The following is an 18,539-nucleotide window of genomic DNA, read 5'->3' as shown; positions in this document are numbered from 1 at the left end:
GATAATTTTATGATGAATAAATTAGGTATTGTCGCATCAGCTATGCGATACAGAAAGATTATAATCTTAATTACAGGAATACTCCTTTTATTTGGAATATATGGACTTTATAATATGTCCAAGCAAGAATTTCCCGTTTATACCATTCGCCAGGGAATAATTGTGGGAGTGTATCCAGGAGCAACAGCTAAACAAGTAGATGAACAGCTAACTAAACCTCTGGAGAATTTTATTTTCACCTATAAAGAGATAAATAGAAAGAAAACATATTCACAATCCAAAGATGGTGTTGTGTACACTTATGTAACTCTTAATGACAACATTAATAATAAGGATGAAGTGTGGTCTAAGTTGAGGCATGGACTAATTGATTTTAAAGAAGAACTTCCACTGGGCGTTTTAGGATTAATGGTAGACGACGACTTCGGACAAACTTCAGCCACCCTTATTACATTAGAGTCCGAAACAAAAACATATAGACAATTGGAATCATATCTCGAAAAGCTCGAGAACAGACTGCGAAAAATAGAAAAAGTAGCCAATTTACATCGATATGGCACGCAAAAAGAACAAATCAGCGTATATCTGAATAAGGATAAAATGGCTGCATACGGTATAAATACAACTACGATAGGACAGAGTTTATTTATGCATGGTTTGATATCCTCGAGTGGAAACATCAAATCTGAAGAAATTGAAACTCCGGTACATATCACCAAAACATATCAAACTGAAAAAGATCTTGAAGAACAAATTGTATACTCAGATCCACAAGGAAATATCATACATTTAAAAGATATTGCCAGAGTAGTAAGAGAATATCCTGAGCCAGAAAGTTACATCACTAATAACGGAAAAAAGGCTCTTCTCCTTTCTGTAGAAATGCGCGAAGGTAATGATATCACCAGCTATGGAGAAGACGTTGATAAAGAGATAAAGAAATTTGAATCATCCTTGCCAGACGACATTAAAGTCTACCGAGTAGCAGATCAAGCCAAAGTAGTAGAAGAGTCTGTTGATACCTTCTTATGGGAAATGCTAATAGCCATTGCTTCCGTTATTTTAGTAACCATGCTCTTAATGCCATTTCGCGTGGCAAGTGTTGCGGCAGCATCCATACCAATTACTATTTTTATCTCTTTGGGAATTATGTATGCTGTAGGCATTGAACTAAATACAGTAACTCTCGCTGCTTTGATTGTTGTATTAGGGTTAATAGTTGATGATTGCATTGTAATAGTCGACGGCTATATTGAAAAGATAGATCATGGTATGTCCAGATGGCATGCCTCCATTAGCAGTGCCACTTCTTATTTCAAGTCCTTAGTCACAGCCACTTTGACTATTAGTGTCACCTTCTTCCCATTGCTGTTTACGTTTACCGGAGAGTTGAATGATTTTATTAAGTCCTTCCCCTGGACTATCACTATTACTTTATTTGTTTCATTGGGAGTGGCCATGTTTATTATTCCGTTCATGCAATATGTATTTATAAAAAAAGGATTAGCGCATGCTCATCAAACGAATAAATCAAAATCGTTCTTAGAAAAGTTGCAATTTGTTTACGACAGGCTATTACCTAAACTATTCAAAAGGCCCGCATTAGTTATGGGTGCAGGAGCATTATCCGTCATATTGGCCGCATTTATATTTATGAATGTACGGCAACGCTTAATGCCTGTTGCAGAAAGGAATCAGTTTGTAGTTGAATTCTATTTACCACAGGGAAGTCCACTAAAGAGAACAGCATCCGTTTGCGATAGCATGGAACATATATTAAGGAGAGATAAAAGAACCGTTTCCGTAGCCTCCTTTATAGGAACAAGTTCACCACGTTTTCATTCTTCTTATGCTCCCAAGATTCCAGCAAAAAACTATGGGCAATTTATTGTAAATACAGTTTCTAATGAAGCCACCGAAGAGATGTTGGACGAATATGCAGATACTTATGCTCAGCATTTCCCAAATGCTTATGTAAGGTTTAAGCAAATAGATAATCAAGATGCAGCAGTAGAGATTGAAGCACGGATAAGCGGAGAAGACTTCGCTCTTGTGAAGCAATTTTCGGACTCTTTGATGGCTAAATTAAAAGAGGTCAAAGAGACTAGTTGGATACGCACTGACCTTGAAGGCACACTCCCTTACGTAGACATTAATATGAATGCTGTTCAATCTAATAGATTGGGAATCAATGAAACAACTCTTGCAATGGAGTTAGCAACCCGACTAGATGGTACTAATATAACCACTTTATGGGAAAACGATTATGCTCTGAATGTGAAACTGAAACCGGAGTGGCAGAATAAAAAAGTGACTGCAAGCAATATAGAGAACGAATATATCCCCACAATAACAGGAGTATCTGTTCCTCTTAAACAAATAGCAACGGTTTCGCCTAATTGGGAGCATGGGCAAATAGTAAGAAGAAACGGAACCAGGACTTTAAGTGTGCTCGCAGACTTAAAAAGAGGAGAAAATGCAGGTGAAGTATTTCCAAAAGTAGAGAAAATTGTTGAAACGCTCTTGAAAGAAAAGACATTTAGCGGCGTAAACGTATCATATGGTGGTGTTGCCGAATCAGATGCCAAAACAATCCCGGAGATTATCAACGGTCTGATCATTGCTCTGTTAATTATCTTTTTTGTATTGATATATCATTATAAAAAGATTAGCCTCACACTTCTTACCTTGGCTTCTATTTCACTTTGCTTTTTTGGTGCCGGTTTAGGTATTTGGTTGCTAGATATGGAGTTTAGTATCACTGCCGTACTTGGAATTGTTTGTCTATTTGGTATAGTCGTAAGAAATGCAGTCATTTTGTTTGATTATGCTGAAAGCTTAAGAGTTACAGGAAAAATGACCGTTCGTAATGCAGCTATTGAAGCGGGCAAACGAAGAATGCGTCCTATATTTCTAACATCAGCCGCCGCCTCTATGGGAGTTATTCCCATGATAATTAGCCAAAGCCCACTATGGAGTCCAATGGGTACAGTTATCTGTTTCGGAACCTTTTTCTCTATGCTATTCATCACTACAATTCTCCCGGTAGCTTATTGGTTAGTTTTCAGAAGCGAAAAAACAAAAAAAATATAATCAAATAAGAAATAAATATGAAAATTAAAATATTATTAGCTACGTTCATTCTTTTGCTTACAGTTAACGCCGTTGCCCAAAAGAGATATACGCTAGAAGAATGTAAGGAGTTGGCCGAGAAGAACAACGTAGCACTGCAAAATAGCCAACTGTCAGTAAAAGCAGCAGAACAAACAGAAAAAGAGGCTTTCACTAACTACTTTCCTAATGTAAGTGCATCCGCTTTTACATTTAAAAGTAGTAAGCCATTGATATCTGTAGATCTGGGTGGTACACAATTAAAGATGCTCAAATCGGGTGTAACAGGTGGAATTACCGCTATACAGCCGCTATATTCCGGAGGAAAAATACACAACGGAAACAAACTGTCCAAGTTAGGCATTGAGTTAAGTCAGGATCAGCTCCAGCTGACAAAAAATGAAGTACTAATAGAAACAGAAAGAGACTATTGGCAAATTGTATCTCTCACAGAGAAACTAAGGACAATAAATAGTATCAAAATTAGCTTGGATACACTGTTCAGAAAAGTGGAACTTTCCTGTCGGGCAGGGCTTGCTCTACCTAATGATTTGCTGAAAGTGAAACTAAAACGGAATGAAATAGATGCAACCGAACTAAAGATTAAGAATGGGATTCTTCTGAGTAAGATGAGTTTATGCCAGTATATTGGTGTCCCTATGAATTCAGCTGATAGCATCGAAATTACAGTTCCTGATTCTACGCAAATAATACTTCCCATAGGATATTTTGTAGAACATGAGAGTGTTGTACTAAACAGACCAGAGATCAGAATCTTAGATAAAAGTATGACTACAAGCCATCTGGAAACTTTAATCAAAAAGAGCGAATACCTTCCTACAATATCTATCGGCGCGAATTATGGATATGATAATTTCATGCAAGGTAAGCATTTCACCGGAACAGTATTTGCTACATTGAGCATTCCTATTTCGGATTGGTGGGGTGGTTCGCATGCACTTCAAAGACAACGTATCAAAGAAACAATAGCCAAAAACAACTATCATGAAGGTAAAGAACTACTTCTCTTAGAAATGCAGCAAATACAGAACGAGTTTACAGAATCATTCAGGCAAACACAACTATCTAAGCTCTCAGTAGAGGAATCTACTGAAAACTTCCGATTAAATACGAATTATTACAATGCTGGAACAATTAGCCTGACAGATGTTTTAGATGCACAAAGCTTATTAATGCAAAGTCGAAACAGCTATACAGATGCTTGCATTCAATACTTTATAAATAAAGCCAAGTACTTGCAAGTAACAGCGAGATAAAAGATCCTTCGAGCTTTTTCGTGAAACAAGTTATATTAATTGTTGGGTTATCAGCAAAATACAAATCAATATTGCCCAATCAGAAATTTATAAAATAAAACAAGAGAACAAGAAAGCATCTCTTTCTTATTCTCTCGTAAAATAGATTTTCTAATGAGGTATTATCTCTTATCAGATGCTCTGCTAAAATCAAGCCCCAACAACCTGTTATTTATCAGCAGAGTGGAATTAGATTCCCATAAACGTATATAGACATGTTGAAGCACATCTTCCGTTACATGAGAATTACAAAAGAGTGAGATGAGAATTTCATTAACATTATCAAAAAAGTTGTATATTAGCAAAAAAACATTTTACACCTCGATTTTATGGAAGCAAAACGCAAAGGAGCCAGATCAATATCCCAGATCCCCCCCTCTATATTAGAGCAATTGAATAGAGGAGAAATAGAATCGGCTAATCTTACGGAATGGTTAGCTGTGAATCACAAAGAGTTGATCAACAATGTTCTACCAGAAAAATATAGAATTGCTTGTACTAAAAGCCTAGATAGCCTGGCAAAAGCCTCTATCATGCAAACAATAAAGTGCATTGCAGGATGTTTGCTCACTGAAATAAGTAAGGAAGAAAGCCAAGACCTTCAACATCAACTCACAAAACATGAATCGGATAGTGTCAGATGCTGGGCTGCTTATATTATTGGCCTAGACGATACACAAACGCTGCAAAACAAGTTAGAATCAATTAAATGCTTTGCTGCTGATTCTCATTTTGGAGTAAGAGAAATTGCATGGATGGCCGTAAGAGAAGATATAGAGAAACAGCTGGCAACTGCCATAGCTATTCTATCGGAATGGGCAATGAACACAGATGCTAATATTCGCCGCTTCTCTTGCGAAGTCATTCGTCCAAAAGGTGTGTGGTGCAAACAATTAGAAATAATGAAACAACATCCGGAACTAGCCTTACCAATATTAGAATCTCTGAAGTCCGATTCTTCAAGATATGTACAAGATAGCGTAGCCAATTGGCTCAACGATGCCAGCAAATCACAACCTACATTTGTGATTGGGCTTACTGAAAAATGGAAGAAAGAAAGCCCCAATGCTGAAACAAGTTACATAATAAAACGAGCCCTAAGAAGCATCAATAAATAGTACTTACATCGCAATTATATATGGTAAATCTCATTTAATACCCGTTCTAATAATCAAACTGTCAATGGAGTTAATAAGTTAAGAGATTATGTTAATATGTTAAGCAATTCTTTCTATATATTAAACCATGTTATAAATCACGATACAAAGCAGCATATATTTGGTAATAGTCTGAATATGAATATCTTTGTAGTGTGTTTTTCATAGTATTAGATTTAAGGTTAACAAAAAGATTGGTTGCTCGCGATGAGTAGCCTTTTTTTATGCATAACAGGCAAATAAGCTTTGGAATACTATGCATAATTATAGATATTATAAAGAAAAAGAAGGCACTATCCATAATTCTGTGTAAACTATGTTCGGGTTCGAGCTTTAGTCGAGTGCTAAAGTTCGATTCTGTTTTCAAAGATAACTAAAAATTGATTCATAACCACACCCCAATTTCTTATAGGCATCGTCCATTTCTTTTCAATCTCACTAATAGCCAACCAAACGGACTTTCTGAGGGCATCGTCAGTAGGAAATGATAATTTTGTTTTGGTATATTTCCGTATCTTGCCATTCAGATTTTCGATTAAATTGGTTGTATAAATGATAGTACGTATCTCTATGGGAAAATCAAAGAAAGCAGTCAGATCGTTCCAGTTGCGATGCCAACTTTGTACGGCATGACGATATTTAGCACCCCATTTTCGCTCAAATTCTTCCAATGCGATGGCTGCTTGGTCTCGATTGACGGAGGTATAAATCTCTTTCATATCAGCCGTAAACTCTTTTAAATCCTTCCATACAACATATCTACATGAATTACGTATTTGATGTACCACACATATTTGAGTTGTGGATTGGGGAAATACAGCACGTATGGTTTCGGTAAAGCCATTTAGGTTGTCAGTTACCGTTATAAGTATATCCTCCACACCACGTGCTTTGAGATCCGTTAGAACAGACATCCAAAAAGAAGAACTTTCAGTCTTCCCGATCCACATACCAAGAACTTCTTTGTAGCCACGGTTATTAAGCCCCACACATAGATAAACAGTCTTGTTTATCACTTTCCCAGATTCTCTAACCTTGAATACGATGCCATCCATCCAAACAACCATATATAATCGTTCTAGCGGGCGATTCTGCCATTCAATTGCAGCCTGAGTGACTTTATTGGTAATGATTGATATTGCACTGGTAGAGAGGTTTATTTGATAAATGTCTCGTAACTCATCCTCAATATCAGATACGCTCATTCCCTTTGCATAAAGAGAGATAACCAGGCGTTCTATAGATAAACCACGACTTTGATGTTTGGGAACTACAATAGGTTCAAACTCTCCTTTGCGATCACGAGGAACTTCGATTAGATGCTCACCATGCTCGCTCTGAATCTTCTTGCTAAAGCTTCCATTGCGAGAGTTACCACTGTTATAACCATCAGTACTATGCTTGTCATAACCTAAATGGGCATCCATCTCACCCTGAAGCATTTGTTCCAATACTTGAGAATGAAGATCTTTGAGAAACTGACTAACATCTTCCTCTGTCTTGAATTGACTCAAGAACTCTTTACTGAGCATCTCGGCAGGAACTGCCTGGCGCTTTTCTCGTTTTGACATAACACTATCCATATTTTTATTTTTAAAGATAAAAAAAATAACTCGAATCTAAAGAACCGAGCTAGAGTTTACACAATATATTGGATAGTGCCAAAAAGAAAGAAGAATATAAGACTTTACTTTCTTTCCGGTTATAATTCAATCTGATAAACGCAATATTTATCTCCACGAAAAACTGAAGAGATGACAGTTGCCTTTACCGGCCTTTGGCAAACATAGCCAAACATGCGCTCAGCAAACCCTTCAGAACAATAACAGAGTGCTGGCAACTTCTCGTTCAGCCCTTTCACAAGTGGACAAACACAATGTGGCTTATTCTCATTCGCTATCAGCGTATTCTTATCTTTAAAAGAGCAGATCCACCCCCATTCCTTTTCAAGGAAAGGAACAAATTCCTCCAACTTCCCCTTATACGGAGCCAAAATATTCTCTATATTCAGATCATTGTAATGAGCTACAGAGACCGATTTAACGACCTTTCTGATACTTTCTTTATCTAAATTAGCATCTAGATTGTTGAGCAATTCCGCAATCCAGAATTGATTCATGCTTACTTTGGGATCTGTTTCCTCGTTCTTTTCACTGATAGCATTCAGGGGATTAGCTTCCAGTATGGAACTAAAACCACAAAGACAAGCTCCGCCCAAGCAGGCTGTTTTGATAAAGTTTCTTCTTGTAGTGGACATAGGGTATTGGATTTAAGTGATCTGTTTTGTCAGATAGGATTATAATAATTCTTGCTCCTGCAAACTTTTAAATCCCAAAGGTGCTATATAACTCGCTACAACTTCTTTTCGGAGGCCCTTATAGGCATTAATCATTCTCACCAAGCCTTTACGTCTATTTACCAAAGAAGCATGGTTAAGATTGAAAACTTCTATTGTCTTTTCAGCCTTTAATTTCTCAGGTGGAGTTAACCAAGGCTTTGGACGGATATCACCCGTAGCCAGATATTCAAAATAGTCTTGTGCTATATCTGTCGCAGGATTCAGTATTTGAGAATATTCTTCCTTCTTTATATGATATCGGTTATCCTTATAATCTGCACCAAATTCATCGCTTTTAAGTGCAACAATCAGATTATTCCAATCAAAAGTTTCTCGAGGAAATAGATCTCGTTTTTTATAGTGATCAATATGGATATCTTTATCATTCTCAGATAATGGCAACTCCGTATAGCCGCACATTTCATTTTGCTCATTAATAAGGATAAAATCTCTACTCTCCTTGTATACGTGTTGATTTTCCGATAGATGAATCTCACGCCATAACGTTGGTCCATCCTTAAGAAATCGCTTAAAGCTACCTATTGGAAGCTGTTTATTAATCTTTCTCATGCTGCTTCACTCTTGGTTCCTCCTAGCAGCCTCTAACTTAAGAGCGACTACATCTATATCGCCTTTGCCTAAACTTTTTTCAAGCCATTTCATCTTTTCCTCAAAAGCACCCACCTCATTATTTAGCAGCAAAGATTTAGCCTCATCCATTTGCACTTGTACTTCCAGACTACGAGGGCTTCTTATTCCAAAGTAGTCTGTCAGAATATCATTTACCAGTTTACCATACGTATTTAATCCGATCGAGACTTTTTGCCCCTCGTTAATCAATACAAGTTGCTCTTTCTTAATATCAGAGACAACATGTGGAGAGTGAGTTGTAATAAAGAACTGGCAATTAGGAAATGTTTTTTTAAGCTTTGCAATTACCTCCATCTGCCACTGAGGATGCAAATGCAATTCTATTTCATCAATTAACACAATACCTTCTCCTTCCAATGGATTATTTAGAGTTGGGTTAGCAATAGCCAACCGACGAGATAAATCACTAACAAGTGATATATAACATTTTTCTCCATCAGATAACTGAGCTATATTGAATTTTTCTCCCTTCTTTTCGAGAACCATAGCCAATGGATTTCTTTGTATCCGTACATGAGTGTATTCAGGAAAGAATGAAGTTAGTGCACTTCTTACAGCCTTTAGTTGCATATCCTCTGTATGGGATTCATTGTAGCGGAACCCTTCATTTTCCAAATCTTCACGTTCTCTATACCATTCAAAAAAGCGTCTAAATCCTTGAACTCCGTCTAATGCATTTTCGTAAGTATCCAACACATCAAATCTTTTGTGCTTACGCACTTTCAAAGGAATATTTGTCACGGAACGGTTTACTTGATAGTGTGCCATTACGGGAATAGAACAAAGCTGCTGTGTTTCATCTAAATTGCTCCGAATGCCACGGATATACTCCATCATATCAGTAAAGTCCGATTTACTACCTTTATCCGTTTTATTATAAGGTCTTTTTCGTAAGAGAGACCATCTTCCGGAAATATCGGTTTTAATTGATATTTCGCAAAAATCAGTATGATGATGAATATCATCCAATGATATCACATTCCCGTTTCCCTTAGGATTGTTGATACGAGCAATGTACCAAGACAGTAAGCACGAAATAGCATCCAGGACGGTAGACTTTCCTGCACCATTTACACCCACAATCAAGTTGATATGTTGATCCGGAAATAGATTCATATCCGGAATGCCTCTAAAATTGTGTATCGATAGTTCTGATATCTTCATCTTGCTACACTTTTACGATTAATCTGTAATAATATACAAATATAATATTTTTTATACCAAAGCGTAACATAGATATTACATAATATAGAATTGTTTAGCAGATTATAGATCTCACGAATTATTCTGAGACTCTTTCTTTATATCTACTTCAAGTATCTTCCCCAGATGATATTTCACCTGTCTGGTATCAGCATTATAAGTTGTATCAATGACCTCCACCAAAGCAGAGTCTTGAGTTCTACTTGAGCCTACATAGAAACGGATAGCGTTAAATTGGTGTAAATAGCGTTTCCCGTCATTCCCGTCTACCCATGTAAATGCAGCTAGTTTTGACTCTTTCAAATCACGATATTCAATACTCTTCTCGCCAGATATAATCAGATTAAACCAAATCTGCTTTATGTTTAGTGTTAAGACATTCCAACCTGTTGTGTCTATCTTATCACTTTTAATCCGTTCTTTTACTTCTGCAACCTCTTCCATTGCCTCCAAAGTGCGATTATAGTGATACTTCACGATACTCTTATCAATGATCTTATCTATTGCAGACTCAATAATACTGAAAGGTACCACAAACCACTCCCGAGGAGTAAAGACCTCCCCACCCTGTTCCTGAACCTTTATATGAAACATAGCCGAACTAAAGAATTGATGAATAAGATTTTCAAATTCATGCGTTTTTATATTAAAAGTCTTCCAAGTTGCCACAATTTCAACTTTATCCATCAGATAAGTTGGCTCGTGCTCCGCATTCTTTATTCGTTCTTCCACCGGAATGGTAGAGAATCCTATCTTATACAAATTCTTTTGATCGCAAATAGCCGATTCCTTAGAGAGAGATCGAAGTACATATATCCAACCATCCTGCACATCCTCCTTTACAACAGAAAAACTTCTTTGAAAAGCTTCCTCATCCGTATCAGAACACTCAGAAACAAGAAACCCATCCGAATAAATAGATTTCCTTAAAGTGTCAAGTAATATATTTGATTCTGTTCCATTTTCATAGATACAGCGGGTACGCCCATCATAGTGATAGTTTTTGTTCATCTTTAGCTCAAAGATCTTTTCAAGAAACACCATCACTCCTGACACGATATAATAATTACCCTCTTTTAATGCCTGATTGTTAAACTTGGTAAGCGGACGTTTACCCTTCTTCAATTCTTTGTGTACTTGTTTAAAGCCACTTTCATAAAGGTGAAAATCTTCGCATTTCTCTCGCTGGGCGACAAAGTCAGGCTCTGCTTTTTCTTGTTTTTTTGCAAGATGCGTAGGTACATCAAAGATCGAAAGTGCCTCCTCGGAGATATCCAGCATCGGATTATTAAATATATCGTCAAACTCCTGATCAACATCTACCACAAACGGTTCGCGTAGTAAATTAAAGCGATCATAAGAGAGCAGTGCTTTGCACTTGCTTGCATCTTTCCGTATGCCAAGCAGAATACGAGCCAGTGTCTTCTCGGTAAAAGCTCCATTCAACAAAGGCTCTCTATGATAAAGCTCATAGAAAGAATTTACCTCTTCGAAAGATTGCGTTAATCTGTCCGTTTGCGTAGCCTTCGGTGCAGGAGGACGTACATCGGCAAACATTGGTAATTCAAATAAGCCCTCAAATTCATCATCAAAATTCATGCATCACTCCTCCTATTTATTCATTGACTGCCTCATCGCTTGAATTTTTGCGTTGCGAACAAAAGCAATAGCTTCCGCCATTCTACTCACTTGTGGGTCAGGGTCAGACATTTCCGGTTCATGACCGTTGTGTTTATTCATATATTCAGGAATAGCACGTCGAAACAATGCCACCGCTTCCTCTTTAGTCATTTGAATACGCTGTTCGGCAATACTCTCTTGAATCAACCTTAGCACCGGAGCAGTAACACTCTTCGACATAATCTCATACGCCCGTTGAAAAGGATTTATTGAATCAATCAACTTGATAGAAAGATCATCAATATTAATAAAACGGTTGGCAATCTTAAGCATACGATTTCCATCACTTCCTATAACCACTTCGCCTCCTTTAGTTACACTATCCAGCACTACATGCTGCCTTAATTCTTCCAACTCATCATCATTGCAATCAGGATGCCTCTCCTGAATAATCTTTGGAATCAACACATTGTTAATAACCTCCGGCGGTGTATTGCCACCCATTGCCTTAACAATCATATCATTTTGCAAGATGGTAGCTTTCAGATCATCCAGATCATTTGCCACAATATGCTTCGTTTTTTCTGTAGAGAGTGGCTTCAGTCCTTCAATGATAAGCGTACGCTTATCACCCTTACTAGCTGCTGCTTCCTCTTTCGTTTTGAATTTCCACACCGGAGCCATTACCTGTTCCATAAGCAGTGATGCCGTAATTGCCTTTAATATATCATTTACAGCTATTTCAACCTTTTCTTGTATAGCTTCCGGAGCCGCAATCAAGTTAGTAAACTGCGCATGTTCTTTTCCTTCGCAATCACGAGTACATCTACCAATAATCTGAACCACTTCCGTTAGCGAGCCTCTCACTCCGATCGTCAGGCAGTGTTCGCACCATTCCCAGTCGAACCCTTCTTTTGCAGTGCCCAAGGCGATAATAATATCTACCGCATCTTTCCCTTTCATTCTTTGCAGAAAGCCTTGCACACGATTCCTGTCTCGCAGATCATCTTCAACCAAATCAACAACCCTTATCAACCTTCCGTCATTTCTACATTTAAGAGTATATACCCCTGTATTATAATCGGTGTCCACCTTATCTCCAATGACACTCATAATCTGCTGCACCTCATTATACTTATCTCCTGTCGCTGCACGGCTCTTGACAGAAGGTATATGAATAATGGTTTTCTTATTCGTATCCAGCAAATCCGTTTCGGCCAATGCAGATAGATAGGATCCCTGATAGAAATGATAACCAATGCCCAAGCTCTTAAGATACCGATAACCATTGAGTTGCTGATAATAATTGTATGTCACCCTATAAAAACGTTCTTCATCTTCCGGTCGTAATACCGGAACGCCATCTCCACGGAAGTACGAACCGGTCATCGCAATGATATGAGCAGTAGAACCAGTCATAGCCCGACGCACAATATCACCCAATCCGCTCGTTTCATCTGCCGATGCATGATGAAATTCATCAATAGCCAGTAACGTATCGTTCAGTGCATCGTCCATTAATTCCTTCATTGCAAAGCGCAAGGTAGCATGCGTACAAATCAAGATGCTTGTGCTTTTTTGTTGAAAGAATTCTTTAAATCTTCCACTTTTATCTTTTTCATTATCTACATCGCAAAGGTCAAAGTAAGGAGCTACCTTCCAGTCGGCAAAGAAGCCAAACTTCCTCAAATTAGTCTCTTTGAATGACCGTCCGATTGACTTTTCGGGTACAGCTACTATTACCCTTTTAATACCCTGATTGGCTAACTTATCGAGTGCAACAAACATCAAAGCTCTCGATTTGCCTGATGCAGGAGGAGCTTTGATCAACAGATATTGCTGCGTACGAGCTTCATAAACCATTGCTTGCATTTGGCGCATACCCAATGCGTTGGTATTAGAGCTTTCACCTGTTTGTTCATAGTTAATGTTGACAATATTTTCCATAGCTATTTATCTTTGTCTTCTTCAATTATCACATAGTACCCTCCGTTTTTACGAGCTCCTCTATATTCGATCATTTTCTTGTTTTTAAGAGATGTGAGATAGCGATATGTAGAAGTACGTCCTTTATTTATAGAAATAGCAATTTCATCTCTATTCATTCCAGGAGTTACTTCTAAAAGTGAAAGAATCAATTTCTCATTTTCATTTATAGGTCCATTTATAGGTCCATTTATAGGTCCATTTATAGGTCCATTTATAGGTCCATTTACTCCCTCATTATCTTCTTCGTACTTAATAGTCACCTTAAACACATCCTCTTCTTCTATAACAGGAAGTGCTCCAGTTACATAGATTGGGCAGTATCTATACATTTTCCTTACTCCCGAACCTAATTCTTCTACTAAACCCATCTCTTTAAAGAAATTGGCAATAGTAGGATTCTTGGGATGAGGTTTCAAATTCTCCAGATTAATTCTTCCCATATTATAGGGTCGATTCCAGTTTTCTGTTATCACCTCAGTTTTATATATAGTCATAGTAGCCGGATATGCATTAGAAAATTCTCGATGTACCAGCAGATTGGCTATCACCTCACGAAAGATCGACTCTCGGATACTTATACGTTGACTACCTTCCAAATAAAATCGATCGGGCAAATGCTTACGAATAAAAGCCAGTAAACGAGAATAAGAGCGAATTAAATTGCAACGAATATCGTCGCGGTCATCATATCTTTCTACATCCTCTTTCCGGCACAGCGCATCTGTTTTAAAATGCGGAAGCACAGTAGCAATGGTGTTATCCTTGCCAAACATCAGTGCAGCAGCGAGCGTATATCCTTCTTTACCGGAATTAATATCTTTTAGCCGCATGCGAGCCGAGAGCAGAATATCCTCATTAGACATTTTCACCCATGGATGATCTGCCCGGGCTAACCTTGCATAGCTGCGCACCGTATCAAATAAGTCCTCCTCGAAATCGTCCATTTCCAAATAAGGAAAGACCCTATTTTCCGTATATCCATCTTGTTTACGAAGAAACAAACTAGCTATTAATTGTGGATTTGTCAACTTTAAGTCACCATCTCTACTCCTATCATAATAGCTGTTTTTGTAAGTGTGCGGTTGCGAACTCTCAGGCACATAGATAAAGATAACTTTCTTTCCCTCCACTTCTACAACATCTTTAGCTAAATAAAATGTTGGAGAAATGATATTTGGATTATTCATATCTCGAGTCAAAGTGTCGAGTTGAGTCGCCAAAGTATCATCTTTTACTCCTTTTATTTCTCCGTTGTCGGCAACGCCCAAAAGTATAGAACCACCTTTTCGGTTCAGGAAAGCGCATATTGTCTCGAACACGGAGCGCGAAAGTGAACTATATGATTCTTTGAATTCCACTTCCAGTCCTTCGCCTTGATTTATCAAGCTCCTTATTTTATCTTCTTCAATGCTCATTGTTCTACGGTGTAATTTACAAACAAGATTTCCTTACTATTTAACCCTTTGACAGCTAAAATATATCTGCCGCTATTGGGGCCTGCAACTAGTCAATATCATAGATTCTATTCAGCTTCTTTTGGAGAAAGTTTTCCCAACCATCTATTACATGTATCCTCATAAGGAATCTTCAAATCAGTCAACCAATTATCTACATACTTAGGGTTATGACTATTTGGAGTAGGATTAACGCTGTCTATCTTTACTTGAATAGGGGTACGTACGCAATCACCAGTAATTATGGCATGTTGTTGTGGAATTATTGGCAATTGATCTAGGATGTCTGCATTTGCACTCGAAACTAAACCTTTAATATATTTCTGATCTTCAGGATTCTGTAAACGATGTATCACAAAAGAATTACATTGTGATAATACGGTTTTTGATAATTCTGAAGGCCGTTGACTACATACAACCAACGAAATACCATATTTACGTCCTTCTCTTGCAATACGCTCAAAAACAGTTTTTGCAACTGATTCTTTTTTTTCAGCGATGTAATTTTGGGCTTCTTCTAGAACAATAACAATGGGATACTTTCCTCTTTGTTCGGGTAAAAAGTGCGATACAAATTCAATAATTAAACGTCCTAATAGCGCTGTGACTGTTTCTAGAACTTCAAATGGCAACTGAGATACATCTACAATAGTTATTTGATTGGTTCTTGTTTTGTCTTGACAATAAGCAGTATCATTATAATTTTCTACAAAGCTTTTATTTGCTTCTCCTTTAAAGTAACGATTAAAATCGCCTAAAGTAAAAGCAATAAAATGAGCTAATATATCTTTGTTTGCTGCATTTGAATTCTTGAGCATAAGCGGAATAGCCATTCGTTTGTCATTTAGAAAACTTCTCATTCGCAACCGCAGAGTTGATACAAATTCTGCAATTCGATTATTGTTTTGTCCCTCTTGATCAATTGCAGCATCAATAAATTTCGTGCATAATTCTTGATAGCTAAACCATGTAGGCAAATCAATATTTTGTTCACTTGTTATTTGCCTTTCCTCTGCTTTTTTATTTGCTAGTTTAAACAAGTCTCTAATTTTCGTTCTTATTGGATCTTGTTTTAGGGCATCATTAAAATTGTTTCTATCTGATAAAGACAGAATCTCATTACCAAGTTCAGAATCATACTTTTCTATCGCTCTACCAATATTCATTACTTCATTATTATCTTTCCATTGCCAACTTCCTCCACCATCCCAAGTTCTCTTTTTTAACTCTTCAGTAGTACATTCCAGTATTTTTTCAATATCTGTACATAAGTATTTTGGCAAAACTGACAATACTTCACTTTCTTGTTCATTTTTAGCTAGCCCAATAGCACGATTCAAAACCGGAGCTTGAGTACCTTCGCTTGGATTAAAAAGATATTTGGCATCTTTCCAATTCATAAACCAATATGGAACTTGAACTTTCTCGTCGCCACCGTAATAATAAGCATTGATTAAACCTAATTCTTTAGCATCTTCTTTTTCTGTCAGTTTAAATGAGTCTGGGAGAAATGCATCTTTATATTCTCCATTTGTATCAAATATAACAAAGTGTGCATTTTCAAGTTTACTACCTTTATAATCATATTTAAAAAGATTGCGAATGATAGAAGTGAACGTACAAGATTTCCCTGAACCTGTATTGCCTAATATAGCAGCATGTTTTACAAAGAATTGATCAGGGCAAATCTTTACTTTATAGTTTGAGAATGCAGGAGATGTGCCAATAGGAAGATAGAAATCTTTTTCGAAGTTTATATTGGATGTATCTTGCTTATCATCAAAAATATGCCTAAGATCTTTTTCTGTAACATACCAAACAGGGTTATCTAATGTCGGGAAATTATAAACACCTTGAATAAATTTCTCATCATTGCCATCTTTGTCTATCGTCCCAAGCATTGTTGCTGAGACATATCGTGCAGAGGTGGGCAAAGTGATGCTTGTCGTGTTTTTATCAAATTCAAGTTCTTCTTTCATTGTAACACGAGAAATAAGGGCTACAACTCTTCCTGAACCTACAGGAATAATTAGATATGAATTTATACGAGCGACTTCATAAATATCATTTACGCCGCTAGTATACGAGCCTCGTAAATCTTCATCTATTTTAATGAAAACTCTGAAGTTATCAACAGAAAGAACTCTGCCAATTACTTTATTTGATATAGACATAATATTCTATTTATTATTTTATTAGAAAGGTAAATCATCCTTTTTCTCTATTTGTTTTTCATCTTCTTGTGGTTCCCTAGAAATCTCTTGTTTTGAAGACTCTTTGGCGATCTCTTTATTAGATGAATCTGAATTTTCATATGAACACTTACCATTATAAAGTCTCTCGATTGTTTCAGCTATCACGTTATTCTCTTCTTCTTCGTAAAAATCAGGCATTACATTTTCAACAAAACCAATAAAAGCGGATTGCCCTCCATCTGTTTCATCTAATATGATGATTCTTTTATCATGTAATGCCTCAAATTCACCAATAGGAGAATTTGCATCTTTCGTTTTAGAGTAGTTAACTATAATTAAAGTAAAGGATGGAATAGAGAGTGCCTGCTTAATAATATCGTTGATATGCTCATCATAAAATGAATAACCCACACAAAACAAAACAGATTGTGGCTGATTAATTGCTTGTGAAAATTGTCTAAACAATTCCGAATATGGCAAATCTAATGTAAAAGATTTCTTACTAGTACAAGGATAAATCATCAATTTTTCGTCATTCTCAACCTTGAATTCATCATTTAATGGAATTTCTTTAATGCCATATGTATTGTTAACAGTGGGGCATGTTGCTAGCCAAGACAATGACCCATGAATCTTATAATATTTAAGAACTTTTTCTGCACGATGGACTTTACCTGTTACACTTTGACCAGGGTAATATAAATCATAATCATATACTTCTGGTCTAAAACAACGATTATGAACTCCCATGAATCCATTAAGATAATGAACACCTAAATTATCAAGTGCATAATCAAATGCCATATCATAATTAGTGGTAAATAGGTTTACTCGCTTAAGGTTGTTGGGTCTTTGAAGCAACTTCTTTATAAATGCTTCATGATAATGGTATCTATTTCTATTTAATCGTTCATCGTTTTTTACCTCTAATACAGTCTTCTCTGTATTGCAATTATCAAACAGCCACTTTTGCATGTTCTTAATTGAAATATCAATATCAACAGTTGATTCTCCTTTCTTTTCTTTTATAAACCTATCTGCTTGTAAACAATTGAATAGATCTTCATATGAAGGATTAGCAGCTGTTCCAAAATAAAAATCAATGTCTTTTTGGCAAAGAAGTTTTAGTTCTTCAGGTATATTCCGAATAACCGGTGCTCCCAAATGCCAACTTGTTCCGGCACCTGCTAACACACTTACATTCTCTAAGCCAAGATACTTCTTTACTCGAATTTTATTTTCATTAATTGAGTCAGCCATATTTTTTATTTTAAATTTATGTGTTCTTCTTTAAATATAGTGAGTTTCTCTTCTATTTCTTTGTAGGATATTGTCGCCATTCTATTAACCGGAGTTAGCAAATTATTGATTATTGTGTATGAAACTACTTATTCGTAATTATTCCCAAATATAAAACATTATTTCTATATCAGATTAGTCCACATTGAGAAACTTTTTGATTGAACCAAAAAGTTTCTCAATGTGGATTAATCTAAGTAATAGAA

General features: G+C 36.7%; 12 protein-coding genes. 3 read left to right on the top strand and 9 right to left on the bottom strand.

Annotated features, from left to right (window positions below):
* The first annotated feature begins 9 nt into the window (after positions 1-9).
* The 3 genes from BQ5338_RS07410 (at position 10) to BQ5338_RS07400 (ending at position 5,545) form a co-directional block, all read left to right on the top strand.
* On the top strand, positions 10-3,093 hold the full coding sequence (locus BQ5338_RS07410) for an efflux RND transporter permease subunit (protein ID WP_071146192.1): 3,084 nt from the start codon (positions 10-12) through the stop codon (positions 3,091-3,093).
* Positions 3,094-3,110: 17 nt separating this feature from the next.
* The gene (locus tag BQ5338_RS07405; RefSeq protein WP_071146191.1) at positions 3,111-4,388 is read left to right on the top strand and encodes a TolC family protein; all 1,278 of its coding nucleotides are present in this window, start codon (positions 3,111-3,113) and stop codon (positions 4,386-4,388) included.
* 368 nt (positions 4,389-4,756) lie between these two features.
* Entirely contained in the window at positions 4,757-5,545 is a 789-nt protein-coding gene (locus tag BQ5338_RS07400) for a DNA alkylation repair protein (RefSeq protein WP_071146190.1), read from the top strand.
* A 383-nt stretch (positions 5,546-5,928) separates the two neighbouring features.
* Here the strand turns inward: BQ5338_RS07400 and BQ5338_RS07395 are convergent, their stop codons facing one another.
* From BQ5338_RS07395 to BQ5338_RS07355, 9 genes are all read right to left on the bottom strand, one after another.
* Entirely contained in the window at positions 5,929-7,116 is a 1,188-nt protein-coding gene (locus BQ5338_RS07395; RefSeq protein WP_205409934.1) for an IS256 family transposase, read from the bottom strand.
* A gap of 170 nt (positions 7,117-7,286) precedes the next feature.
* Entirely contained in the window at positions 7,287-7,841 is a 555-nt protein-coding gene (locus tag BQ5338_RS07390) for a twin-arginine translocation signal domain-containing protein (RefSeq protein ID WP_071146189.1), read from the bottom strand.
* 39 nt (positions 7,842-7,880) lie between these two features.
* Entirely contained in the window at positions 7,881-8,492 is a 612-nt protein-coding gene (locus BQ5338_RS07385; protein WP_071146188.1) for a retron system putative HNH endonuclease, read from the bottom strand.
* A gap of 6 nt (positions 8,493-8,498) precedes the next feature.
* On the bottom strand, positions 8,499-9,737 hold the full coding sequence (locus BQ5338_RS07380; RefSeq protein WP_071146187.1) for an AAA family ATPase: 1,239 nt from the start codon (positions 9,735-9,737) through the stop codon (positions 8,499-8,501).
* A gap of 111 nt (positions 9,738-9,848) precedes the next feature.
* Entirely contained in the window at positions 9,849-11,375 is a 1,527-nt protein-coding gene (locus BQ5338_RS07375; protein WP_078063426.1) for a GIY-YIG nuclease family protein, read from the bottom strand.
* Positions 11,376-11,387: 12 nt separating this feature from the next.
* The gene (locus tag BQ5338_RS07370) at positions 11,388-13,343 is read right to left on the bottom strand and encodes a DEAD/DEAH box helicase (RefSeq protein WP_071146185.1); all 1,956 of its coding nucleotides are present in this window, start codon (positions 13,341-13,343) and stop codon (positions 11,388-11,390) included.
* A gap of 2 nt (positions 13,344-13,345) precedes the next feature.
* On the bottom strand, positions 13,346-14,800 hold the full coding sequence (locus BQ5338_RS07365; RefSeq protein ID WP_078063425.1) for an RNA-binding domain-containing protein: 1,455 nt from the start codon (positions 14,798-14,800) through the stop codon (positions 13,346-13,348).
* A gap of 107 nt (positions 14,801-14,907) precedes the next feature.
* Positions 14,908-17,013 carry an ATP-binding protein gene (locus tag BQ5338_RS07360; protein WP_071146184.1) on the bottom strand — a complete coding sequence of 702 codons (2,106 nt, stop codon included), beginning with the start codon at positions 17,011-17,013 and terminating at the stop codon, positions 14,908-14,910.
* Positions 17,014-17,034: 21 nt separating this feature from the next.
* Complete coding sequence (locus BQ5338_RS07355; RefSeq protein ID WP_071146183.1) at positions 17,035-18,294, bottom strand: SIR2 family protein; 1,260 nt, start codon at positions 18,292-18,294, stop codon at positions 17,035-17,037.
* Positions 18,295-18,539 lie beyond the last annotated feature (245 nt).

The sequence above is a fragment of the Bacteroides ihuae genome (genome assembly GCF_900104585.1).
Classification (GTDB): domain Bacteria; phylum Bacteroidota; class Bacteroidia; order Bacteroidales; family Bacteroidaceae; genus Bacteroides; species Bacteroides ihuae.
This window is presented reverse-complemented; position numbering and strand designations above follow the sequence as displayed.

Excerpts from the sequence above, each read along its gene's own strand:
- BQ5338_RS07395 (WP_205409934.1), bottom strand. The coding sequence starts at position 7,116 with ATGCTCAGTAAAGAGTTCTTGAGTCAATTCAAGACAGAGGAAGATGTT.
- BQ5338_RS07360 (WP_071146184.1), bottom strand. The coding sequence starts at position 17,013 with ATGTCTATATCAAATAAAGTAATTGGCAGAGTTCTTTCTGTTGATAAC.
- BQ5338_RS07400 (WP_071146190.1), top strand. The coding sequence starts at position 4,757 with ATGGAAGCAAAACGCAAAGGAGCCAGATCAATATCCCAGATCCCCCCC.
- BQ5338_RS07390 (WP_071146189.1), bottom strand. The coding sequence starts at position 7,841 with ATGTCCACTACAAGAAGAAACTTTATCAAAACAGCCTGCTTGGGCGGA.
- BQ5338_RS07385 (WP_071146188.1), bottom strand. The coding sequence starts at position 8,492 with ATGAGAAAGATTAATAAACAGCTTCCAATAGGTAGCTTTAAGCGATTT.
- BQ5338_RS07375 (WP_078063426.1), bottom strand. The coding sequence starts at position 11,375 with ATGAATTTTGATGATGAATTTGAGGGCTTATTTGAATTACCAATGTTT.
- BQ5338_RS07380 (WP_071146187.1), bottom strand. The coding sequence starts at position 9,737 with ATGAAGATATCAGAACTATCGATACACAATTTTAGAGGCATTCCGGAT.
- BQ5338_RS07365 (WP_078063425.1), bottom strand. The coding sequence starts at position 14,800 with ATGAGCATTGAAGAAGATAAAATAAGGAGCTTGATAAATCAAGGCGAA.
- BQ5338_RS07355 (WP_071146183.1), bottom strand. The coding sequence starts at position 18,294 with ATGGCTGACTCAATTAATGAAAATAAAATTCGAGTAAAGAAGTATCTT.
- BQ5338_RS07405 (WP_071146191.1), top strand. The coding sequence starts at position 3,111 with ATGAAAATTAAAATATTATTAGCTACGTTCATTCTTTTGCTTACAGTT.
- BQ5338_RS07410 (WP_071146192.1), top strand. The coding sequence starts at position 10 with ATGATGAATAAATTAGGTATTGTCGCATCAGCTATGCGATACAGAAAG.
- BQ5338_RS07370 (WP_071146185.1), bottom strand. The coding sequence starts at position 13,343 with ATGGAAAATATTGTCAACATTAACTATGAACAAACAGGTGAAAGCTCT.